This window comes from Pseudomonas sp. (assembly GCF_049645325.1).
Taxonomy (GTDB): Bacteria; Pseudomonadota; Gammaproteobacteria; order Pseudomonadales; family Pseudomonadaceae; genus Aquipseudomonas.
Map to the genome: position 1 here is coordinate 1 of NZ_JBARTQ010000574.1, position 20,642 is coordinate 20,642.

Sequence of the window (20,642 nt, forward strand, 5' to 3'; positions counted from 1 at the left end):
GCGGTTTACCCGTGAGCGATGTGCAGTCTGACCCACCGCTATCGCAGGCAAGCCAGCTCCCACATTGGAGTTTCAGTGTTGCGGGAGTTGTCTTACTGCCAACTGCGCAGCAACGGCGGCAGCTCCGTCAGGTTGCGAATCTCTGCGTCCGGGCGCTTATCCGCCTCCCACGCCTTGCCCGTCGGGTTGAACCACACCGCGCGCAGCCCCGCCTGTTGCGCCCCGGCGATGTCATCGCCGGGATGATCGCCGATGTGCACCGCCTGGCTGGCATCCACACCCCCACGTTGCAACGCTTCTTGAAACAAGCGCGCATCCGGTTTGGCGATGCCGATGTCTTCGGCGCGCAGGGCAAAGTGGAAGTAATCCGCCAGGCCCACACGCTGCACGTCGGCGTTGCCGTTGGTGATCACGCCCAGCAGGAAGTGCTGGCGCAGCGCCTGCAACATGGGCTCTGCTTCGGGAAATGGGGTGAGCTGGTGCCGCGCATGAATGAACGCCTCGTAGCACACGTCAGCCATTTCCGTGGCTTCGGGCTGTGGATAACCGGCCTCCTCAAACGCATGCATCAACACGCGGTGGCGCAACATGCTGATGCGGTATTTGAGCTCAGGGTGACGCTCCAGCACTTGCTGGCGCAGGCTGGCGAAATGCTCCAGAGGCAGGTCGCCGACCTTGGTGGCATGTACCGCCAGCCATTCACGCATCGACGCTTCGGCGCTGATGATGACGGGTACGTTGTCCCAGAGCGTGTCGTCCAGGTCGAAGGTGATCAGCTTGATACTCATGAGTCGCCGCCCTTGATGCGTTTGGCCCGTGGATGGGCGCTGTCGTACACCGTTGCGAGGTGCTGGAAGTCGAGGTGGGTGTAGATCTGCGTGGTCTTGATATCGGAGTGGCCGAGCAGTTCCTGTACGGCGCGCAGGTCCTGGGACGATTCCAGCATATGGCTGGCAAAGGAGTGCCGCAGCATATGCGGGTGCAGGTTTTGCCCCAGTTCGCGCTCGCCGGCGGCCTTGACCCGTACTTGAATCGCCCGAGGACCAAGACGCCGGCCTTGTTGGCTGACAAACACCGCGTCGTCCGCCGGGTTGGTCAACAGGCGCAGTGGCAGCCACAGTTGCAAGGCCTCCCGGGCCTTGCGGCCCACCGGCAGTACGCGGGTCTTGCTGCCCTTGCCGAGTACTTGCACCAGGCCATCTGCCAGGTCGAGCTGGTCCAGGTTCAGGCCCGTCAGCTCCGACAAGCGCAAGCCTGAGGAATAAAACAGCTCTAGGATTGCCTGGTCGCGATGGGCCAGGAAGTCATCCTCGACGGCCCCATCGAGCAGTTGCAGGGCGCGATCGGTGTCGAGGGTCTTGGGCAGGCGCCGTTCACCTTTGGGCGGAGCCAGGCCATTGGCCGGGTCGTGGTCGCACAGGCCTTCACGGTTGAGATAGTGGTAGAGGCCACGCACCGCCGACAGCAGGCGCGACAGGCTGCGCGAAGACTGGCCCGACTGGTGCAGGCGCGCGATCAGGCTGCGCAGGCTCTGGATATCCAAAGCCTTCCAACTGCTGATCTGGTGTTTTTCGCAGTACGCCAGGACCTTGTTCAAGTCCCGTCGATAGGCTTCCAGGGTATGGGGTGACACCTGGCGCTCGTTGCGCAGGTGAGCGCAGTAAGCGTCCAGTTGCCGTTCCATGACTAGCGCACCGCGCGCAGGGCGGTGGTGAAGCGTGGCAGGACGCGGCCCAGCACTTCGGCGATGTAGGTCAAAAACAGCGTGCCGACTGAGCTTTTATAGTGCTGCGGATCGCGGCTGGCGATGGCCAACACGCCGTGCAGGCCCTGATGGCTGAGGGCGACCACGGCGGTGGAACCGATCTGTTGGCGCTGTTCGGCACCAAACAAAAAGTCCAGTTCGTGCTCACGCAACGTGCCACTGATGGTTTTGCCTTCCGACAGCAAGCCGCCAATGGCGGTTTGGGCATCGCTGCCGCTGACCCAGCGGCCCACCGGCATCGGGTTGTCGCTGAACAGGATCAGGCTGACAAAGGGCACCTGGAAGTCCTGGCGCAGGCTGTCTTCCACGGCGATCACGGTTTCTTCCAGGCTGGTGGCGTCCATCAGCGTCAGAATCAGGCGGCGAGTCTTGTCGAAAAGACGGTCGTTGTCGCGGGCTACGTCCATCAACTGCGAGAGCCGGTGGCGCATTTCGATATTGCGCTCACGCAGGATTTTCATCTGCCGCTCCACCAGCGACACGGTGTCGCCGCGCTGGTGAGGAATGCGCAGGGCCGGCAGCAGTTCTTCGTGTTCGACGAAGAAGTCCGGATTAGCCTCAAGGTACGCCGCGACTGCAGCGGCCTCCAGACTGTCGGTCGAGGATGCTTGGGCGGGTACTTGAGGCTTATCGGTCATTAGCTGGGCTCACTCATAGACGGACCTGTCCTTCGTATACACGCGAGGCCGGCCCGGTCATCAGCACCGGGTGGCCAGGGCCTGCCCATTCGATGGACAAGCGTCCACCAGGCAGGTCGATCAGCAGGGGCGAATCCATCCACCCCTGGCTGATTGCAGCCACGGCAGCGGCGCAAGCACCGGTACCGCAGGCCTGGGTTTCGCCGGCGCCGCGCTCCCACACGCGCAATTGCGCGCGGGAACGGTCGATCACCTGCAGGAAGCCCACATTGACCCGTGCCGGAAAGCGCGGGTGATGTTCGATCTTCGGCCCCAGCTCGTGCACCGGGGCATTGTTGATGTCGTCAACGCGCAGCACGGCATGGGGGTTGCCCATCGACACGGCGGCGATGTCCACGCTCTTGCCATCAACGTCCAGCGCGTAGCGTGTGGCCTGCTCGGTGGCCTGGAACGGAATGTCCGCCGGCACCAGGCGTGGCGCGCCCATGTTGACGCTGATCTGGCCGTCGCTGCGGATATCCAGTTCGATCACGCCGCTTTTGGTCTCGACGCGAATCTGGCGCTTGGCAGTCAGGCGCTTGTCCAGCACGAAGCGCGCGAAGCAGCGCGCACCGTTGCCGCACTGTTCCACTTCGGAACCGTCGGAGTTGAAGATCCGGTAACGGAAATCCACCTCCGGGTTGCTCGGCGCCTCGACCAGCAGCAATTGGTCAAAACCAATGCCGGTGTGACGGTCGCCCCACTGTTTGGCGTGTTTGGGCAGGATGTGCGCGTGCTGGCTGACCAGGTCCAGGACCATGAAATCATTGCCCAGCCCGTGCATCTTGGTAAAACGCAGCAGCATGGCTTACTCCGGCAGCAGGCTTTCGCCAGCATACAACTCGGCTACCGTCTCGCGGCGACGCACTTCAAACGCTTGATCACCGTCCACCAGCACCTCGGCGGCACGGCCGCGGGTGTTGTAGTTGGAGCTCATGACAAACCCGTAGGCACCGGCCGAATGCACGGCCAGCAGGTCGCCTTCTTCCAGGGCCAACTGACGTTCCTTGGCCAGGAAGTCGCCGGTCTCGCAGATCGGGCCGACGATGTCATAAGTGCGGCCAGCGCCCTCACGAGGCACCACGGCCGTGACATCCATCCAGGCCTGATACAGCGCCGGGCGGATCAGGTCGTTCATCGCCGCATCGACGATGGCGAAATCCTTGTGTTCGGTGTGCTTGAGGTACTCGACCTGGGTCAGCAGCACGCTGGCGTTGGCGACGATATAACGGCCTGGCTCGAACATCAGGGTCAGGCCGCGGCCTTCGGTACGCTCGCGCACTGCCTGAATGTAGTCGGCGATCAGCGGCGGCTCTTCATCGCGATAACGCACGCCCACACCGCCACCGAGATCGATGTGCTGCAGGTAGATGCCGCAGTCACCCAGGCGATCGATCAAGGCCAGCAGGCGGTCGAGGGCATCGAGGAACGGCGGCAGCGTGGTCAGTTGCGAGCCGATATGGCAGTCGACCCCCAGCACTTCGAGGTTCGGCAACTGCGCGGCGCGGATGTACACGTCCTCGGCGTCAGCAATGGCGATGCCGAACTTGTTCTCTTTGAGACCGGTGGAAATGTACGGGTGGGTGCCGGCGTCGACGTCCGGGTTGACGCGCAGGGAGATCGGCGCGCGAACGCCCATCTCGGCGGCAACCACCTGCAGGCGCTCCAGCTCGTCGGTGGATTCGACGTTGAAGCAATGCACGCCGACTTCGAGGGCGCGGCGCATGTCTTCGCGGCTCTTGCCGACACCGGAGAACACGATCTTGTCAGCCTTGCCGCCGGCGGCCAGTACACGTTCCAGCTCGCCACGGGAAACGATGTCAAAACCAGCGCCGAGACGCGCCAGGACATTCAGTACACCCAGGTTGGAGTTGGCCTTGACCGCGTAGCACACCAAGTGTGGGACGCCGTTCAGCGGGTCGGTGAAAGAGCGGTATTGAGCTTCGATGTGCGCACGGGAGTACACATAGGTCGGGGTGCCAAAGCGCTGGGCAATCGCGGACAGCGCCACGCCTTCCGCGAACAGCTCGCCGTCCCGGTAGTTAAAAGCGTCCATGGGTTTCCCTTAGTAGGTGTCGTGCTTGTGCGCTTTGGATTGCGACGTTTGCGCCTGGTCATTCGGGTCTTTGCTGTCATCGGGCAGGTACAGAGGGCCTTTTTGACCACAGGCACTAACGAGGCAAGCGACCGCGACGAGCGCAGCAAGGGAAGAGATCAGGCGCTTCATGGCGAAATCCTTGAATATGCATTAATTGCGCCCGAGTATACCGACCACCCGCCAGCTTGCCTATGCGCTGGAATACCCGTCCGGCGGGGGTTTGCCGAGATAGTTGGGAAGCAGGCTACGCTAGCTGAGGATTTTTCATGCAGCCATCGCAGATGAAATCGGTATCCTTTGCAATCGGCGGGGCTCGCCCGTATCGTGCGGCGCTTGAGCAAAACCAGACACTTTTGAGGTTGCCACAATGAGTTTGACCGAAGCCCGTTTTCACGACCTGGTGGATTCGACCCAGCAGGCCCTGGAAGATATTTTCGACGACAGCGGCCTGGACGTGGACCTGGAAAACTCGGCCGGCGTGCTGACCGTCAAGTTCGAAAACGGCACCCAACTGATCTTCAGTCGCCAGGAGCCGCTGCGTCAGCTGTGGCTGGCCGCGCGCTCGGGCGGCATTCACTTCGACTACGACGAAGAAAGCGGCAAATGGCAGTGCGACAAAAGCGAAGAGCTGTTGGGCGAAATGCTTGCGCGCCTGGTCCTGGAACAAGCCGGCGAAGAGCTGGACTTCGACGAGATCTGATCGTGACTCAACCTGCACCTGTACGCCCGCCCAAGCCACTGTTCAGCAATGTCAGCCCGGCGGTGCCGTCACCTTGTATCAGTTTGTGTCGCCTGGATGAGCAGAAAGTCTGCCTCGGCTGCTTCCGTCATGTGGAAGACATCCGCGAATGGCGCTCCGCCGATGATGCCCGGCGCCGGGTGATTTGTGCCGAGGCCGAGCAGCGCAGGGCGCACGCCTGAGGTCGTCTTGTTTATTTGTGACGCTGTGGTAGTGTCCGGGTACGCCTCAACTCATCGAGGCCCGTGAGAACCCCGCCTTTTCCTGGCGGGGTTTTGCTTTTTTGTGCAGAAAAAAGGAGTCTGCCTGAATCATGACCACCGCACCTTCCATCATTCTTACCCGTCTTGACGTGCAGCGTCTGGAGCAACTGATCGACCGCTTGGGCGACGAGTTTCCCGGCGTCGAAGCGTTGCAAGCCGAACTCGACCGCGCCGAAGACGTGGTGGGTCACGATGAAGTACCTGCCAGTGTCGTGACCATGAATTCCAGCGTGCATTGCCGTGAGCAAGGCAGTGGCAAGGACTATCACCTGACCCTGGTTTACCCCAAGGACGCCAACGCCGACGAAGGCAAGATTTCGATCCTCGCCCCGGTGGGCAGCGCCTTGCTCGGTTTGCAGGTTGGCCAGCACATCGACTGGCCAGCGCCGGGCGGCAAGACCCTCAAGCTCGAATTGCTCAGCGTTGAAGGCCAGCCGAAAGATGGCGGCGCGTTTGCTCTGTAACAAGCGCCGATCTAAATCTGGCTCAACGCTTCGTTGAGCGACAGCTCCAGTTCGGCCTTGTAGCGCAAATACAGATTGCTCGGGCTTTGTACGTCACCGAGCAGTCCGGACAAGTCCAGGTCGGTGATGTAGCAGCGGTAGCGCTCGGGTTCCCGACGTTGCCCGACGATCTCCCGGGCGACCACGGCAAACAGCTGGTCGCCAAATTCCAGTTCGGAAAACTCTCGCTGATTGCAGTACAGGGTAATGCCCACCTGGCCCGGTGCAGCCTTGCCGATAATCGCCTGCACGTCATAAAACGCTTTGTTGGCCGGGGTCGAAGGCGCCGGCCGCGGCTCGATGCCGCGTGCGCGCAGGCTGCCCGACGGTAACAGCTGGTAATACAAGATCTGTACTTCGCCCAGTGGCAGCGCTGTGTCGAGGGGCGCCAGCGCTTCCCGGCGATAGAGGATCGACTGCAGGAAGCGCTGCAACGGCGCGAGCAGGCTCTGCTCATCATGAAACGGCAAGCGTTGCTGCCAGAGCGCGTTGAATTCATCCAGCACATAGAGCTCGGCAACGCCTTCGTTGACCCGGTAAAACACCTGCACACATTCGGCCAGGCCCATCGGCAGCAACAGCGCCAGGTCGTGGTCTTCAAGCGCCATGGCGTCAAGGTGCAACGGGCTATACGCCGCCAGCTCTTCGCTGAGGTAGGCAATCAGCGCGTCCTGGGTCGGCAGTGACACGTGGGTCGCCTGGCCCGGCATCAACTCCATCACGTGGTAATGCTGCTGCACCTGAAGCAGGTAGCGGTGATTGGCTTGGCCGAGCAGCAGGTTTTGCGCGGTGTCGAATACTTCCTCCACGCGCTGCGCAATGAACTGCGCACGGTTGTGACAGAAACAGCGCACTCGCAAGCGGGGCAAGTGGTCCGACGGCAACTGGTTGAGGTAGTCGCGCAGGCAATCGAGCAGCGCGTGAGGGCCGTCGTAGCGGCTGACGAGCACCTCGTTCCAGCTGTTGAGCGTGACCTGATCCAGGGTCAGGACCAGATTGTCGCGCACCCCGGCGTAACTCAGGGAGTCAGTGCGCTCGGTCGTCATCAGGATGTTCAAGTCGCGGTGATGCTTGAGCGGGTCGACGCCGACGTTGATCAGCAACAACACCTCTTCCGGCACCGCCGAGCGCAACAGGCGTTCCTCATCGACGCTGGCCAGGGGCAGGGTGATGGTCTGTTGCAGGCTGCCCAGCAGGTTGAACAGCTCGAATTCGGTCATGTCGCTGACGCCGGGGTGCAGCGCCAAGCGGGTGCTGCTATCAATCACGCCGTTGCGGTGGCACCAGGTGAGCATTTCCAGCAGGTCGCGGCTGCGCTTGATCGGCGCAAAGTGTTCCCACTCCAGGGCCGTGAGGCTGCCGTTGTACAGCCCCCAGTGGTGCTGGCCCGGCTCTTTGCGGTTGGGGGATTGCACCAACGTCAGGGTGTCTTCAGCCAGATCCGGGGCAATGCCGGGGTTGATGAACTCGACCTTGCCGGCCTTGCGTTCGAAGGCTGCATATAGGCGGCGGCCCAGCACGTTGAGGTCGCGTTTGTTGATCAGGCTGGCGGTTTGCTCGTTGCGGGCGAACTGGGTCAGAAACCTGTAGCTGTAATTCAGCTCAGTGACCAACGCGCGACGCTCCGAGGCGACCTGGCGCACTTTCCATTGGCTGCGGCTGTCCAGCAAGGCCAGTTGACGCGGGTCCCAGCCCCATTCATGGGCCAGGCGTTCCAAGAGCAAGCGCTGCCAACTGGCGGTGCGCTGACCGGCACTGAGCTTGCGGTTGACCTTCAGGTACAGGCTGCGCCGTACCAGTTCCAGGCGTTCCGGCTCGTTGCGTGCCTTGAGGTATTCCTCAATGCGGCGGTAGACCACGATGTACGGGTCCAGCTCATCCAGGTCCACGTGGTTGGCGAACACCGCCCGCTTGAAGCGCAGGCTCAAGCAGTGCACGTTCGGGTGTTCGCTGGCGTAGACCTCGGTGAGCAGCAGCTTGAGTACCGATTTGTAGGGTGACTCAATGCCCTTGAACAGTTGCCACAAACCAGCGCCGATGAATTCTCCCGGCGGAATGTGGGCCAGGTGGCCGAGGTCGAGGGTTTCATCGGCGCGGATAAAGCGCTTGGAGATCAGCGTGTGGGTGAATTCGGCGTAGCGGGTTTCTTCGTACACCGGCACCAGCCACCAGATCGGCGTGCGCCCGGCCAGCCAGATAGCGGTGCGATAGAACTCATCCAGTAACAAATAATGCTGGGTGGTGCCGCAGTCTTCGGAGCTCAGTTGTGTGTCGCGCTCGCCCAGCACAAAGCGCGTCGGCTCGATCAGGAAGAAGTGCGCCTCGGCGCCCATCGTCAGGGCCCACGCTTCCAGCAGTTGGCATTTCTTGCGCAGTTCGGCCAGTTCGGCCTCGCCCAGGTCCGGCGCATGGCACACCCACACGTCCATGTCGCTCTGGTCCGCCTGGGCCAGGGTGCCGAGGCTGCCCATCAGGAACAGGCCGTGGATGGGGCGCGGAGGGTTGCCGTGACGCGGCTTGTAGGAGAACGAGCGGGTCAGGCGCTGAGCTTCGGTGAGCGCCTGGGCGTCGGGTTCGAAGTTCGACAGCCCGGCCGGCGTGCTGCTCGACACATAGCCGGGCAACAGCGGGTGATTAACGTGGAAAAACAGTGGCAGCAGCGTCAACACGCTCTGCTGGCGTGGCGTCAGCCCCTCGGCAGCCCGGGCCATGCGGCCTTCATTCAGAGCCATGAAGCGCGCGCGCAACTGGGCCAGCACCTTGCGGTCGATGCCTTCGTCCAGGTCGGGGCGGATTTCATGGGTGCGGGTCATGTCGAACTCGGTGGCTCGCAGGGCCCGACGTGGGCGGCCGTGTAGGAGTTTACAGACAGAAGCGTAGGAGGTTTAGAGGGAAATGGTTTTTGACGTCAGAATTTTGCGACGGCCACAGCAACGCCCCCGGAATCCGCAAAAGGCGGACTCCATGGGCGGTATCAGGTGTCAGGCAGCTTCTTTGGTAGTAGCAGTGGTCAAGATGGTCAGCAGGGTTTGAGCCTGCTCTGCAGCGTCCCGGCCAAGGCTGGTCAGGTAGCCGCCGTCTTGCTGGTCGATCAGTTTTTTCTCGAACAGACGCTTGGCAGCGGCGATGGCAGTGGGCGCGGCGGTCTGGTGGACTTTCAGACCTTCCTGGGAGCTGCCCAGGTTGAAGAGTGCAAGGATTTCCAGTTCGGCAACCAATTCAGGGGTATACGACATAAGGACTCCAAACTTTCTAAGAATTTATTAGAGGCTAGCAGGGCATAAGGTGAACGCACTTTGCCGAGCTGTCCAGCGGGAAACTCTTGGGTCTTGATATGGCGCAGGTTTGTGGCGAGGAAGTGTGCTTCCAGGCCACAAGGGTGCTCGATTCAGTTGTTCTCAGGCGGCAGTTCAGGCAAGGCGCGCAGCGCTGTTTCATACCATTGGGTATCGAAGGCGCGGTCTTCTTCCAGCATCTTGTCGATTTCTACGGCGAGTACGTGGGCCATGAGGTTCAGGATGTCCTCACGCTCGTAACCCACCAGGGTCAGCTTGTTGAAAGTGGCTTTGGCGGCAGGCGGGTTATCGCTTTCGATCTGGTTTTCGATGGCCTGGGTCAGCGTACTTTCGGTGAATTCTTCTTCGTCGTTGTCGATATCGGTTGGCTCGCTCATGGCAGGCTCCTCAAGGAAAGGCCGCCAGTCTACGCCCATTCAGGCGGGTGATGCTGCTGGTCAGGTCGGGCCTTCGGATCTATAACTCTTGCAGCCAACCCCACCCGGCCTGGAGGCATTTGCAATGCTCAAGCTCTACGGATTTTCGGTCAGCAACTACTACAACATGGTCAAACTGGCGCTGCTGGAGAAAGGGCTGCCGTTTGAAGAAGTGCCGTTTTACGCGGGCCAGACTGCTGAAGCCCTGGCGGTTAGCCCGCGCGGCAAGGTGCCGGTGCTGGGCGTCAAACAGGGTTTTATCAACGAAACCAGCGTGATCCTTGAGTACATAGAGCACACGCAAGAGGGGCCTGCGTTGCTGCCGGGCGAGCCGTTTCAGCGCGCCCAGGTGCTGGCGTTGTGCCGGGAAATCGAGCTGTATATCGAGCTGCCTGCGCGCGCGTGTTTTGCCGAAGCGTTTTTCGGCATGCCGGTACCGGAGGCGATCAAGCAGAAAGCCAAGGCTGAGTTGCTGCTGGGGTTCGGGTCATTGGGTCGACATGGCAAGTTCGCGCCCTATGTGGCCGGGGAAAACTTCACGATTGCGGATTTGTACTTCATGTACAGCGTGAACCTGGCCTGTGCGGTGGGTGAAAAGCTGTTCGGCCTGGACCTGTTGGCTGATATGCCGGCGGCCAAGGCGTTGCTGGAACGACTGCATGCCATGCCCAACGCCCAGAAAGTGGCGGCAGACAGAGAGGCGGCGATGCCGGCGTTTATGGCGATGGTGGCGGCGAAAAAATAGGTTTTCGGCGTCTGAGGTGACGCCATCACGGGCAAGCCCGGCTCCCACATTTGATTGCATTCCACGGGTGGAACTCGGTCGACTGTAGGAGCTGGCTTGCCTGCGAAGCTTTTAGCGGCTGGCGAGCAATTCCTGGCCGCGAACCACGGCAGCCTTCACTTGAGCCGGTGCAGTGCCGCCGATATGGTCACGGGCATTCACCGAACCTTCCAGGGTCAGCACGGCAAACACGTCCTGCTCGATCTGGTCGCTGAACTGACGCAGTTCTTCCAGGCTCATTTCCGCCAGGTCCTTGCCGCTCTCCACGCCGTATTTCACAGCGTGGCCGACGATTTCGTGGCAGTCACGGAACGGCAGGCCACGGCGCACCAGGTAGTCCGCCAGGTCAGTCGCGGTGGAGAAACCGCGCAAGGCCGCTTCACGCATGATCGCGTGCTTGGGCTTGATCGCCGGAATCATGTCGGCAAAGGCACGCAGCGAGTCGCGCAGCGTATCGGCGGCGTCGAACAGTGGCTCTTTGTCTTCCTGGTTGTCCTTGTTGTAGGCCAGGGGTTGGCCTTTCATCAGGGTCAACAGGCCCATCAGCGCGCCGAATACACGTCCGCTTTTGCCACGCACCAGTTCCGGCACGTCGGGGTTTTTCTTTTGCGGCATGATCGAGCTGCCGGTGCAGAAGCGGTCCGGCAGGTCGATGAACTGGAATTGTGCGCTGGTCCACAGCACCAGCTCTTCGGAGAAGCGCGACAGGTGCATCATCGCAATGCTGGCCGCGGCGCAGAATTCGATGGCGAAGTCACGGTCCGACACGCCATCCAGCGAGTTGCCGCCCACGGCGTCGAAACCCAGCAGTTGCGCGGTGTATTCGCGGTCGATCGGGTAGGTGGTACCCGCCAGCGCGGCGCTGCCCAAGGGCATGCGGTTGGCACGCTTGCGGCAATCCACCAAACGTTCGTAGTCACGGCTGAGCATTTCGAACCAAGCCAGCAGATGGTGGCCAAACGTCACAGGCTGTGCGGTTTGCAGGTGGGTGAAGCCGGGCATGATGGTGCCCGATTCACGCTCGGCCTGTTCCAGCAGACCTTTTTGCAGGCGGGTGATTTCGCCCAGGATCAGGTCGATTTCGTCGCGCAGCCACAGGCGGATATCGGTGGCCACCTGGTCGTTGCGGCTGCGACCGGTGTGCAGTTTCTTGCCGGTCACACCGATGCGATCGGTGAGGCGGGCCTCGATATTCATGTGCACGTCTTCCAGGTCGACACGCCAGTCGAACGTACCGGCTTCGATCTCACCGCGAATGGTGGTCAGGCCGTCGATGATGCTGTCGCGCTCGGCGTCGGTCAGCACGCCGACCTTGGCCAGCATCGTGGCATGGGCGATGGAGCCCATGATGTCGTGGCGGTACAGGCGCTGGTCGAAAGTGACGGAGGCGGTGAAGCGGGCGACGAAGGCGTCGACGGGTTCACTGAAGCGGCCGCCCCAGGACTGGTTGGTCTTGTCGGTGCTCATGGATTCGCTCGTGATCTGCTTAAAAGAGGCGTGGAGGTGTGCCGCCGATAATAACAGGGTTGCCCGGGGAGGCGGTGCTGCGGGTGGTCGGCATTTTTATTTGTGCAAAGGATGGCTAAGTGCCTTGCCGCCGACCGCGTCCCGGAAGAGACTGCAAGCAGGGGCTTATTGATACGATATTTGACGAATCAGCAATATCGTCTCAGCGAGCGTCTACAGTTGGACTGATAGTGTGTGAATGCACCAAAGTCGGGTGATGCGGTCATAGCCCAGACTATCCATTAAAAAAGGGGGGTATTCGGATTGTGTATCAGCAAACCCTACGACAATGCGAGAAGGCTGCAGGTCTTGGGCGTTATTGAACAGGTCCGGGTAAATTTGGGTGCTGCTCTCGGGGCACTTTTTACCGCTCGCGCTAGTCTTAGCGTGGATCGCTGTGACGCAAGTCACCGCACCTGTCTACGCTATCCTTGTGCGAGACTCACGCAGGAATCCAGCGCAATATGAATGTCCTGATCGTTGATGACGAACCCCAAGCCCGCGAGCGACTGAGCCGTTTGGTCAGTGAGCTTGAGGGGTATTCAGTCCTTGAACCGAGCGCCACCACGGGTGAAGAGGCGTTGACGCTGATCGACAGCCTCAAGCCAGATGTGGTGTTGCTTGATATCCGTCTGCCGGGCCTTGATGGCCTGCAAGTCGCTGCCCGCCTGAGTGAACGTGAATCACCTCCTGCCGTGGTCCTGTGCGCCGCACCGGATGAGTTTCCCGAGCAGACGCTTGAAGAGAGTGGCGTCGCCTTCCTGCTCAAGCCGGTAACGGGTGATGCGTTGCTCAAAGCCCTGAAAAAAGCCGAACGCCCCAACCGCGTCCAACTCGCCGCGCTGACCCAGCCTGCCGCCCAAAGTGGCAACGGCCCGCGCAGCCATATCAGTGCGCGGACCCGCAAAGGCATCGAGCTGATTCCCCTGAACCAGGTGGTCTATTTCATTGCCGACCACAAGTACGTGACCCTGCGGCACGAGGCTGGCGAAGTATTGCTCGATGAGCCGCTCAAGGCCCTTGAGGACGAATTCGGCGACCGCTTCGTACGCATTCACCGCAACGCGCTGGTGGCCCGTGAGCGAATAGAGCGCCTTCAGCGCACGCCTCTTGGGCACTTTCAGTTGTTCTTGAAAGGGCTTAATGGCGACGCCTTGATCGTCAGCCGACGCCATGTCGCCGGTGTGCGCAAGATGATGCAGCAGCTTTAGCCCAAGGGCTGCGGCGGGGCCAGCAATCTTTATCCCGGTGCGATGCGGCCAGGGAGGCCTCGTACTTGCTGATTCAAATCAAAGCGTGTTTGCCTGAGCTGTTATTATCTGCCGTATCTATTCAGTACGGATTGATCCATGTCCTCTCGCGAAATCCGCATCGCCACCCGTAAAAGCGCCTTGGCCTTGTGGCAGGCCGAATACGTCAAAGCACGCCTTGAACAGGCTCACCCGGGCCTGAAGGTTTCCCTGGTGCCCATGGTCAGTCGCGGCGACAAGCTGCTCGACTCGCCACTGTCGAAAATCGGCGGCAAGGGCTTGTTCGTCAAGGAATTGGAAACCGCGCTACTGGAAAACGAAGCCGACATCGCCGTGCATTCGATGAAAGACGTGCCCATGGACTTCCCCGAAGGCCTGGGCCTGTACTGCATCTGCGAGCGTGAAGACCCGCGCGACGCCTTCGTTTCCAACACCTATGCCTCCCTGGATGAACTGCCTCTGGGCAGCATCGTCGGCACCTCCAGCCTGCGTCGCCAGGCGCAGTTGCTGACCCGTCGTCCGGACCTGCAAATCCGCTTCCTGCGCGGCAACGTCAACACCCGCCTGGCCAAGCTGGACGCGGGCGAATATGACGCGATCATCCTCGCTGCCGCCGGCTTGATTCGCTTGGGCTTCGAAGACCGTATCACCTCGGCGATCAGCGTCGAAGACAGCTTACCGGCCGGCGGGCAGGGCGCAGTCGGCATTGAATGCCGCACCGCCGACAGCGAAATCCACGCATTGCTCAAGCCTCTTGATCACGCCGACACCGAAGTCCGCGTCACGGCCGAACGAGCGTTGAACAAACACCTCAATGGCGGCTGCCAAGTACCGATTGCCTGCTACGCCGTGCTCGAAGGCGAAAACCTCTGGCTGCGCGGTCTGGTCGGTGACCCGGACGGCGGCTTGCTGCTGACCGCCGAGGTCCGTGGTCCACAGCATGACGCCACGGCCCTGGGCATCCAGGTAGCGGAAGAACTGCTGGAAAAAGGCGCTGGCGCCATCCTGCAGAAAGTCTACGGCGAGGCCGGCCCGCAGTGACCCCATGGCGTGTGCTGCTGACGCGGCCTGCCGAGGAATCGATGGCCCTGGCGGCGTCGTTGTCCAACGCCGGCATTTTCAGCAGCAGCCTGCCGTTGCTGGCCATCGAAGCCCTGCCGAGCACGCCTGAGCAACAGGCTGTGCTAGCTGACCTGAGCCGCTATTGCGCGGTCATCGTGGTGAGCAAGCCCGCCGCGCGCCTGGCTTTGCAACATTTGGATCAAACCTGGGCGCAGTTGCCGTGGTTCAGCGTCGGCGCCGCCACCGCGCACGTATTGGCTGAGCAAGGCCTCAGCGTTCACTGCCCGCTGACCGGCGACGACAGCGAGGCCTTGCTTGCAGTGCCGGCGTTGCGCGAGGCTGTCGCACGCCCCGGTGCGCGGGTGCTGATCCTGCGCGGCGAGGGTGGCCGGGAGCTGCTGGCTGAGCGTTTGCGCGAGCAAGGTGCTAGTGTCGACTATCTGGAGTTGTATCGTCGCCTCCTTCCGGCGTACGACGCCGGGACGCTGGTGCAACGCATCCAGTTGGAACGCTTGAACGGCCTGGTGGTCAGCAGTGGGCAGGGTTTTTTACACCTGAAGGCCCTGGCCGGCGCCGATTGGCCGCAGGTGGCGCAGCTGCCGTTGTTCGTGCCCAGCCCGCGTGTTTATGAAATGGCGCGGGCCGCAGGCGCAGAAAAAGTTGTGGACTGTCGTGGCGCGAGTGCCGCGGCTTTGTTAGTGGCGTTGCGCAGCACTGCCTCATGAGGCAGGCCGCTCCCACTCTCTGATACGCAAAGGACGGATACGTGAGCGAAACAGCCTTGCCTAAAGATGAAACCCAACCCGCACTCGATGCGCCGGTTGAGTCACCGGTCACCGCGCCACGCCGTGGCAATGGCCTGGCAATCATCGCCCTGTTGCTCGGCGCCGCCGGTGTTGCCGCCGGCGGTTGGGGGATCTGGCAGGTCCGCGCCCTGCAAGCCAGCAGTCAGCAACAGCTGGGCCAGGTGCAGACCCTCGATGACCAGTCCCAGTCCCTCAAGCAGAGCCAGCAACAGCTGGCTGCACGCCTGGCGCAGTTGCCTGCAGCGGACGAGTTGGAAGAGCGCCGCCGTCTGGTTGCTCAATTGCAGGGTGACCAGCAGCGTTTGAGCCAGCGTCTGGAGACCGTGTTGGGTGCCAGCCGCCAGGACTGGCGCCTGGCTGAGGCCGAGCACTTGATCCGTCTGGCCAGCTTGCGTTTGTCCGCGCTGCAAGACATCAACAGTGCGCAGTCGCTGGTGCAGGGCGCCGATGAGATTCTTCGCGAGCAAAGTGATCCGGGTTCCTACGCCGCCCGCGAGCAACTGGCCAAGAGCCTTGCCGCGTTGCGCAGCACCGAGCAGCCGGACCGCACCGGGCTGTATCTGCAATTGGCCGCGCTGCGTGATCAGGTCGTGCAACTGGCGGCCATTGCCCCTGAATACCAGCTCACCGAACCAGCGGCCGACGGGCGCCCGACTGCCGATACGGAGAACCGTCTGAGCCAATGGTGGGAGCAGATTTCCCGCTACTTCCGCATCGACTTCAACCCGGACGACAACATTCGCCCACTGCTTGCCGGCCAAGGCTTGAACCAGGTACGCCTGGCCCTGAGCCTGGCCCTGGAGCAAGCGCAATGGGCCGCGCTCAATGGCGAAACGGCGGTGTACAGCCGCTCGCTGGGTGAAGCGCGCAGTGTGCTGCAAGACAATTTCAACCAGGACAACCCGCAGAGCAAGGCCATGCTGGCGCGTATCGCCGAGCTTGAGCCCAAGGCCGTCTCCGTGGTGACTCCGGACCTGGCCGCCAGCTTGGCCGCGGTGCAGGCCTACCTTGAGCGCCGCCATCTGTCTGCCGATGAAGCCAAGGCGTCGGCGGGCACGCCGGCGACCCAGGAGTAGAGCTGATGAAGCGTTTCTATGTGATCCTGGTGCTGGCGATTGCAATCGCCCTCGCGCTGGCCGTGGGCATTTCCAAGCACACCGGCTACGTGCTGATTACCTATCCCCATTTGCTGCATTACGAGTCGAGCCTGTGGGCCACGCTGGTGGCGGTGCTTGCCGTCGGCCTGGCGATCTACCTGATCCGAGTGCTGCTGAGCCTGGTCACCACCTCCGGTGGCGTGGTCAACCCGTGGTCGCGGCGCAACCGTAGCCGTCGTGTGCAGGTCGCGATCGAACAAGGCCAGATGGACCTCGCCGAAGGCCGCTGGGCCAGCGCCGAGCGCCACTTGCACCGTGCTGCCGAGGCCGAGCGCCAACCCTTGCTGTACTACCTCGGCGCGGCGCGTGCCGCCAATGAACAAGGCCGTTATGAAGAGTCTGACGGTTTGCTGGAGCGTGCCTTGGAGCGTCAGCCCCAGGCGGAGCTGGCCGTCGCCTTGAGCCATGCGCAATTGCAAATGGACCGTGGCGACACGGACGGCGCCCTGGTCACGTTGCAGGCCATGCATGAGCGTCATCCGCATAACCCGCAAGTCTTGCGCCAGTTGCAGCGCCTGCACCAGCAGCGAGGCGATTGGTCGTCGGTGATTCGCTTGTTGCCCGAGCTGCGCAAAGACAAAGTGCTTCCTGCTGCCGAGTTGGCCGAACTGGAGCGCCGAGCCTGGGGTGAAAATCTCGGCTTGGCCGCCCAGCGCGAAGAGCAGGGCGAGGCGGGGCTGCAGTCCCTTGATCGGGCGTGGGAGCAACTGACTTCCGCGCAACGCCAAGAGCCACAACTGGTGTTGGCGTACGCTGAGCAGCTGCGTCGGCTGGGTGCGGATGCGAAAGCCGAGGAAGTGCTGCGCGGGGCAATCAAGCGAGGTTATGACAGCCACCTGATCCGGCTGTATGGTTTGCTGCGTGGCAGCGACCAGGCCCGGCAGTTGAAATTTGCCGAAGGGTGGCTCAAGGAACATGCCGGTGACGCAAGCCTGCTGCTGACCCTCGGTCGTCTTTGCCTGCAAAACAGCCTGTGGGGCAAGGCGCGGGATTACCTCGAGAGCAGCCTGCAGGTTCAGCGCAATCCTGAAGCCTGTGCCGAGCTGGCGCGTTTGCTGGCGCAGTTGGGTGACACTGAACGCAGCAACCAGTTGTTCCAGGAAGGCCTGGGCCTGTTGGACAGCCGTCTGCTGGCTTCGCCCTTGCCCGTGCCTGCACGGGTTTGAAGTAGGAAAAAAGCGAGGGCTGGCTCAGACACTTCTGAAGCCCAGCCTTCGTTAGCCTGCAAATGCTGGGGTCTAAAGCCCGGCGTAGTAAATTCCTACTGCCGGCTGCTCGAAGTCATCCAGGTTCTGACGGCATATCTCTATGCTCTCGCGGAAATGTCTGCGCCAGTGCGTATTGAAAGGAGTCAGGCCTTTCCTCTACCGTAATGGCCTGTCTCTTGCGGTACGGATAAAAATGTCTCTCGCCCCATCACGCTCCCTGTTTTTCCTGGCGTTCATCGCTGGTGCGCTGACGTTGGGTGCATCTTTTTATCTGGAATACGGCGCCCTGCTGCGTCCTTGTTTCCTGTGCCAGATGCAGCGCATCTATCTGGCGACCTTCACGCTGATCAATCTGCTTGCGGCCATTCACAGCGCAAAGCGCACGGTTGCCTACCTCTATGGGCTGGCGAGCATGGGCTGTGCGTTGCTCGGCGCCATCACGGCAGTGCGTCAAGTGCTGCTACAAAATGCCGCGCCGGAACAGGCCACGGATTGTTGGCCCAGCCTGCAATACATGATTGAAAACCTGTCGCTTTGGCAGGCGCTGCAATCTACAGTCAAAGGCACTGTGGATTGCGTCGATATCAATTGGACGCTGTTCGACCTGAGTCTTCCCGAGTGGAGCCTGTTGTTCTTCCTGGCAATGCTGATCCTGGGCGTCATGCAGTTTTCACAGTCGCTGATGAGCCGTCGTTTAGAGCTTGTGCGGCACTAAAAACACGTATTGGTCTGTAGGACAGGATTAAACACTTGTATGAACTTTCTCTCCTGCGTACCTTGAAGCCATAGTCATGCGGGCATAATCTGGCCCGCACGCGTTATTGAAAACGTTCGTCAGATGCGGCCGTGTCCGGCTGCCGCTTTATCCTTGAAGTGTTGCGCGGGCACAGGCGGCAGCGCCCCCTATAGGGAAGAGAGATCACCATGCTGGAAAGTTGTCAGAATGCTCAGGAACGCTGGGGTGGGGTGCACAAGCTGATCGACAGCTGGTTGAAGGCACGTCACGAACTGGTTCGGGCCTTTGATGCTCTCGGCGCCAAGCCCGAGACGCTGGCTGAGAATCGCGAACCGTTGCAGGAATTTTGTGGGGTGTTGGTGGACTACCTGTCTGCTGGTCATTTCGGCGTCTACGAGCAACTGACCAAAGAGGCGGAAGCTTTTGACGATCAGCGTGGTCTGGACCTGGCAGAGACCCTTTACCCGCGCATCGATGTCATCACCGAAAAGCTGCTGGCGTTCACCGACCTGTGTGATGCCGGCAATTGTGTTGCGGAGAAATTCAAAGAGCTGGGCGGGTTGCTTCACGAGCGTTTCGAGCTGGAAGATTGCCTGATCGAAGTGCTGCACAATGCCCACAAGGAAGAGTCCGCCACCCAGGTTTGACCTGTGCTGGCGAGTAAAAAAACGGTGCGCATGGCGCACCGTTTTTTATTCGGTCAGTGGCGGGTGCCGAGCAATTCGATCTCGAATACCAGCGGCGTATACGGCGGGATCAGCTCGCCGGCACCGTCGGCCCCGTAAGCCTGAGCTGATGGAATCACCAGACGCCATTTCGCACCGACCGGCATTTGTTGCAGCGCGCTGCTCCAGCCGCTGATCACACTGTCCAGCCGAAACCATTGCGGCTGTGTGCTCTTGTCGAAGACGGTCCCGTCGGGCAAGCGTCCCACGTATTTTACCTGCACCTCATCACTGGCCAACGGCGTGCTGCCAGTGCCGGGCGACAACTCGGTAAGCAGGATGCCATCCGCCAATTCACGCACGCCGGCGGCGGCTTTTTCCTTGGTTAAAAATTGCTGCTCGGCGGCGAGTGCTTTTTCGCTTTGCGGGGCCTGAGCATCGGCTGCGCTCTGTGCTTCGTGTTGCGCGAGAATCTGCTCGATACGTGCATTGTCCAGCGCCAGTGGCTTGCCTTGATAAGCTTGCTTGAGACCGTCGAGCAATGCCTGCAGCTGCAGGTCGGGGACTTCCTGGCGCAAGCGTTCGCCAAGGCTCGCACCCAGGCTGTAGGCGAGGTCGTGCGGGTCTTGGGTAGGGGTGTTGGACGGCGTTTGCTCGCCCGCATTGGCGACTGAAATCGCCAAGCCAAGCACTAGAAAAAGGTAACGCGACATGGGCATTCTCCCGCCGAAAGTGCGACGGATTATGCCAGTGTGAGTACGTAAAAAGTGCCGTGGTTTTTGGTTATATCGATAAGAATTTTCTCACGGTGCAACGCAAGGCAAACGATACTGTCAACATGCCCTAGCGGCGGTAAGAGCAGAGGGCTAGTATGAGCCGCACCCACGTCAGCCAGGAGGTAAACCATGTCGGCCAAACAGAAGCCTGTTAATACCCCGTTGCACTTACTCCAACAACTTTCGGGCAGCTTGCTCGAACATCTGGAAAGCGCGTGTTCCCAAGCCTTGGCTGATGCAGAAAAACTGCTCGCCAAACTGGAAAAACAACGCGGTAAAGCGCAAGAAAAGCTGCACAAATCCCGCACCAAACTGCAAGGCGCCGCCACTGCCGGCAAGGCCAAGGCTCAAGCCAAAGCCAAAGACGCCGTCAAAGAACTTGAGGACCTGCTGGATGCCCTCAAGGATCGCCAAGCTGAAACCCGCACCTACATTTCCCAACTCAAAAAAGATGCCCAGGAAAGCCTGAAACTGGCCCAGGGCGTTGGTCGTGTGAAGGAAGCTGTCGCGAAAGTGCTGGGCGCTCGTACGCCAGCAAAAGCAGTTGCAGCGAGCGCGGCGAAAAAACCAGCGAGCAAAGCCGTGGCTGCCAAGGCCCCCGCTAAAGCTGCAGCCAAGTCCGCCGCCAAGCCAGTTGCCAAAACTGCTGCAAAACCAGCCGCCAAGCCAGCTGCCAAAACCGCTGCTGCGAAACCAGCCGCCAAGCCAGTTGCTAAAACCGCTGCTGCGAAACCAGCCGCCAAGCCAGTTGCTAAAACCGCTGCTGCAAAACCAGCCGCCAAGCCAGCTGCCAAAACCGCTGCTGCAAAACCAGCCGCCAAGCCAGCTGCTAAAACCGCTGCTGCGAAACCAGCCGCCAAGCCAGCTGCTAAAACCGCTGCTGCGAAACCAGCCGCCAAGCCAGCTGCCAAAACCGCTGCTGCGAAACCAGCCGC

23 protein-coding genes are annotated in these 20,642 nt (G+C 61.1%); 12 read left to right on the forward strand and 11 right to left on the reverse strand.

Annotated elements, in window-relative coordinates; genetic code table 11:
- Positions 1-92: 92 nt before the first annotated feature.
- Genes WBB95_RS24085 through lptM form a run of 6 tightly spaced genes read right to left on the reverse strand, consistent with a single transcriptional unit; the run spans position 93 to position 4,669 of the window.
- Positions 93-788, reverse strand: a complete 696-nt coding sequence (locus WBB95_RS24085) for an HAD family hydrolase (RefSeq protein WP_424489834.1) — start codon at positions 786-788, stop codon at positions 93-95.
- A complete protein-coding gene (xerC, locus tag WBB95_RS24090) occupies positions 785-1,684 on the reverse strand; it encodes a tyrosine recombinase XerC (protein WP_424489835.1) in 900 nt (299 codons plus the stop codon). The genes WBB95_RS24085 and xerC overlap by 4 nt, the downstream gene beginning before the upstream one ends.
- A gap of 2 nt (positions 1,685-1,686) precedes the next feature.
- Positions 1,687-2,403 carry a DUF484 family protein gene (locus WBB95_RS24095; RefSeq protein WP_424489836.1) on the reverse strand — a complete coding sequence of 239 codons (717 nt, stop codon included), beginning with the start codon at positions 2,401-2,403 and terminating at the stop codon, positions 1,687-1,689.
- Between the two features lie 13 nt (positions 2,404-2,416).
- Positions 2,417-3,247 carry a diaminopimelate epimerase gene (dapF, locus tag WBB95_RS24100; RefSeq protein WP_424489837.1) on the reverse strand — a complete coding sequence of 277 codons (831 nt, stop codon included), beginning with the start codon at positions 3,245-3,247 and terminating at the stop codon, positions 2,417-2,419.
- 3 nt (positions 3,248-3,250) lie between these two features.
- Positions 3,251-4,498 (reverse strand): diaminopimelate decarboxylase, encoded by a 1,248-nt coding sequence (lysA, locus tag WBB95_RS24105; RefSeq protein ID WP_424489838.1) that lies wholly within the window; start codon positions 4,496-4,498, stop codon positions 3,251-3,253.
- A 9-nt stretch (positions 4,499-4,507) separates the two neighbouring features.
- Positions 4,508-4,669 carry an LPS translocon maturation chaperone LptM gene (gene lptM / locus WBB95_RS24110; protein ID WP_074851643.1) on the reverse strand — a complete coding sequence of 54 codons (162 nt, stop codon included), beginning with the start codon at positions 4,667-4,669 and terminating at the stop codon, positions 4,508-4,510.
- Positions 4,670-4,907: 238 nt separating this feature from the next.
- Here lptM and cyaY point away from each other — a divergent pair, with 238 nt between their 5' ends.
- The 3 genes from cyaY to rnk all read left to right on the forward strand — a co-directional run bounded on the left by cyaY (position 4,908) and on the right by rnk (position 6,006).
- Positions 4,908-5,240 carry an iron donor protein CyaY gene (gene cyaY / locus WBB95_RS24115; protein WP_424489839.1) on the forward strand — a complete coding sequence of 111 codons (333 nt, stop codon included), beginning with the start codon at positions 4,908-4,910 and terminating at the stop codon, positions 5,238-5,240.
- A gap of 2 nt (positions 5,241-5,242) precedes the next feature.
- The gene (locus WBB95_RS24120) at positions 5,243-5,461 is read left to right on the forward strand and encodes a DUF1289 domain-containing protein (protein WP_015886498.1); all 219 of its coding nucleotides are present in this window, start codon (positions 5,243-5,245) and stop codon (positions 5,459-5,461) included.
- A gap of 131 nt (positions 5,462-5,592) precedes the next feature.
- The gene (gene rnk, locus WBB95_RS24125; protein WP_424489840.1) at positions 5,593-6,006 is read left to right on the forward strand and encodes a nucleoside diphosphate kinase regulator; all 414 of its coding nucleotides are present in this window, start codon (positions 5,593-5,595) and stop codon (positions 6,004-6,006) included.
- Between the two features lie 11 nt (positions 6,007-6,017).
- Here rnk and WBB95_RS24130 read toward each other — a convergent pair whose 3' ends face one another.
- The 3 genes from WBB95_RS24130 to WBB95_RS24140 form a co-directional block, all read right to left on the reverse strand.
- Positions 6,018-8,858 (reverse strand): class I adenylate cyclase, encoded by a 2,841-nt coding sequence (locus WBB95_RS24130; RefSeq protein WP_424489841.1) that lies wholly within the window; start codon positions 8,856-8,858, stop codon positions 6,018-6,020.
- Positions 8,859-9,026: 168 nt separating this feature from the next.
- A complete protein-coding gene (locus tag WBB95_RS24135; protein ID WP_424489842.1) occupies positions 9,027-9,281 on the reverse strand; it encodes a TIGR02647 family protein in 255 nt (84 codons plus the stop codon).
- Between the two features lie 152 nt (positions 9,282-9,433).
- Complete coding sequence (locus tag WBB95_RS24140; protein WP_103734172.1) at positions 9,434-9,718, reverse strand: hypothetical protein; 285 nt, start codon at positions 9,716-9,718, stop codon at positions 9,434-9,436.
- A 124-nt stretch (positions 9,719-9,842) separates the two neighbouring features.
- Between WBB95_RS24140 and WBB95_RS24145 the strand changes: the two genes are divergently transcribed.
- Positions 9,843-10,502, forward strand: a complete 660-nt coding sequence (locus WBB95_RS24145; protein WP_424489843.1) for a glutathione S-transferase family protein — start codon at positions 9,843-9,845, stop codon at positions 10,500-10,502.
- A gap of 111 nt (positions 10,503-10,613) precedes the next feature.
- Here WBB95_RS24145 and argH read toward each other — a convergent pair whose 3' ends face one another.
- Complete coding sequence (gene argH / locus WBB95_RS24150; RefSeq protein ID WP_424489844.1) at positions 10,614-12,008, reverse strand: argininosuccinate lyase; 1,395 nt, start codon at positions 12,006-12,008, stop codon at positions 10,614-10,616.
- Positions 12,009-12,511: 503 nt separating this feature from the next.
- On the opposite strand from argH, the gene WBB95_RS24155 reads away from it, so the two are divergent.
- The 7 genes from WBB95_RS24155 (at position 12,512) to rsd (ending at position 18,913) form a co-directional block, all read left to right on the forward strand.
- Positions 12,512-13,258 carry a LytR/AlgR family response regulator transcription factor gene (locus WBB95_RS24155; protein ID WP_424489845.1) on the forward strand — a complete coding sequence of 249 codons (747 nt, stop codon included), beginning with the start codon at positions 12,512-12,514 and terminating at the stop codon, positions 13,256-13,258.
- Positions 13,259-13,396: 138 nt separating this feature from the next.
- Positions 13,397-14,338, forward strand: a complete 942-nt coding sequence (hemC, locus tag WBB95_RS24160) for a hydroxymethylbilane synthase (RefSeq protein ID WP_424489846.1) — start codon at positions 13,397-13,399, stop codon at positions 14,336-14,338.
- Positions 14,335-15,084 (forward strand): uroporphyrinogen-III synthase, encoded by a 750-nt coding sequence (locus WBB95_RS24165; protein ID WP_424489847.1) that lies wholly within the window; start codon positions 14,335-14,337, stop codon positions 15,082-15,084. Before hemC ends, WBB95_RS24165 begins: the two co-directional genes overlap by 4 nt.
- Positions 15,085-15,125: 41 nt before the next feature.
- Positions 15,126-16,241, forward strand: a complete 1,116-nt coding sequence (locus WBB95_RS24170) for a uroporphyrinogen-III C-methyltransferase (RefSeq protein WP_424489848.1) — start codon at positions 15,126-15,128, stop codon at positions 16,239-16,241.
- Positions 16,242-16,246: 5 nt separating this feature from the next.
- Positions 16,247-17,488: a heme biosynthesis protein HemY gene (locus WBB95_RS24175; RefSeq protein ID WP_424489849.1), complete on the forward strand. Its 1,242-nt coding sequence runs from the start codon at positions 16,247-16,249 to the stop codon at positions 17,486-17,488.
- Positions 17,489-17,723: 235 nt separating this feature from the next.
- On the forward strand, positions 17,724-18,245 hold the full coding sequence (locus tag WBB95_RS24180) for a disulfide bond formation protein B (protein ID WP_424489850.1): 522 nt from the start codon (positions 17,724-17,726) through the stop codon (positions 18,243-18,245).
- A gap of 209 nt (positions 18,246-18,454) precedes the next feature.
- On the forward strand, positions 18,455-18,913 hold the full coding sequence (rsd, locus tag WBB95_RS24185; protein ID WP_424489851.1) for a sigma D regulator: 459 nt from the start codon (positions 18,455-18,457) through the stop codon (positions 18,911-18,913).
- A gap of 53 nt (positions 18,914-18,966) precedes the next feature.
- On the opposite strand, the gene WBB95_RS24190 is transcribed toward rsd, so the two are convergent.
- Positions 18,967-19,644 (reverse strand): FKBP-type peptidyl-prolyl cis-trans isomerase, encoded by a 678-nt coding sequence (locus WBB95_RS24190; RefSeq protein WP_424489852.1) that lies wholly within the window; start codon positions 19,642-19,644, stop codon positions 18,967-18,969.
- Positions 19,645-19,836: 192 nt separating this feature from the next.
- Here WBB95_RS24190 and WBB95_RS24195 point away from each other — a divergent pair.
- Positions 19,837-20,642, forward strand: an 806-nt coding sequence (locus WBB95_RS24195) for an AlgP family protein (RefSeq protein ID WP_424489853.1), incomplete at its 3' end; no start/stop codon positions are given.

Excerpts from the sequence above, each read along its gene's own strand:
- lptM (WP_074851643.1), bottom strand. The coding sequence starts at position 4,669 with ATGAAGCGCCTGATCTCTTCCCTTGCTGCGCTCGTCGCGGTCGCTTGC.
- lysA (WP_424489838.1), bottom strand. The coding sequence starts at position 4,498 with ATGGACGCTTTTAACTACCGGGACGGCGAGCTGTTCGCGGAAGGCGTG.
- WBB95_RS24095 (WP_424489836.1), bottom strand. The coding sequence starts at position 2,403 with ATGACCGATAAGCCTCAAGTACCCGCCCAAGCATCCTCGACCGACAGT.
- cyaY (WP_424489839.1), top strand. The coding sequence starts at position 4,908 with ATGAGTTTGACCGAAGCCCGTTTTCACGACCTGGTGGATTCGACCCAG.
- WBB95_RS24135 (WP_424489842.1), bottom strand. The coding sequence starts at position 9,281 with ATGTCGTATACCCCTGAATTGGTTGCCGAACTGGAAATCCTTGCACTC.
- WBB95_RS24155 (WP_424489845.1), top strand. The coding sequence starts at position 12,512 with ATGAATGTCCTGATCGTTGATGACGAACCCCAAGCCCGCGAGCGACTG.
- dapF (WP_424489837.1), bottom strand. The coding sequence starts at position 3,247 with ATGCTGCTGCGTTTTACCAAGATGCACGGGCTGGGCAATGATTTCATG.
- hemC (WP_424489846.1), top strand. The coding sequence starts at position 13,397 with ATGTCCTCTCGCGAAATCCGCATCGCCACCCGTAAAAGCGCCTTGGCC.
- WBB95_RS24140 (WP_103734172.1), bottom strand. The coding sequence starts at position 9,718 with ATGAGCGAGCCAACCGATATCGACAACGACGAAGAAGAATTCACCGAA.
- WBB95_RS24085 (WP_424489834.1), bottom strand. The coding sequence starts at position 788 with ATGAGTATCAAGCTGATCACCTTCGACCTGGACGACACGCTCTGGGAC.
- WBB95_RS24180 (WP_424489850.1), top strand. The coding sequence starts at position 17,724 with ATGTCTCTCGCCCCATCACGCTCCCTGTTTTTCCTGGCGTTCATCGCT.
- argH (WP_424489844.1), bottom strand. The coding sequence starts at position 12,008 with ATGAGCACCGACAAGACCAACCAGTCCTGGGGCGGCCGCTTCAGTGAA.
- WBB95_RS24145 (WP_424489843.1), top strand. The coding sequence starts at position 9,843 with ATGCTCAAGCTCTACGGATTTTCGGTCAGCAACTACTACAACATGGTC.
- rsd (WP_424489851.1), top strand. The coding sequence starts at position 18,455 with ATGCTGGAAAGTTGTCAGAATGCTCAGGAACGCTGGGGTGGGGTGCAC.
- xerC (WP_424489835.1), bottom strand. The coding sequence starts at position 1,684 with ATGGAACGGCAACTGGACGCTTACTGCGCTCACCTGCGCAACGAGCGC.
- WBB95_RS24190 (WP_424489852.1), bottom strand. The coding sequence starts at position 19,644 with ATGTCGCGTTACCTTTTTCTAGTGCTTGGCTTGGCGATTTCAGTCGCC.
- WBB95_RS24130 (WP_424489841.1), bottom strand. The coding sequence starts at position 8,858 with ATGACCCGCACCCATGAAATCCGCCCCGACCTGGACGAAGGCATCGAC.
- rnk (WP_424489840.1), top strand. The coding sequence starts at position 5,593 with ATGACCACCGCACCTTCCATCATTCTTACCCGTCTTGACGTGCAGCGT.
- WBB95_RS24175 (WP_424489849.1), top strand. The coding sequence starts at position 16,247 with ATGAAGCGTTTCTATGTGATCCTGGTGCTGGCGATTGCAATCGCCCTC.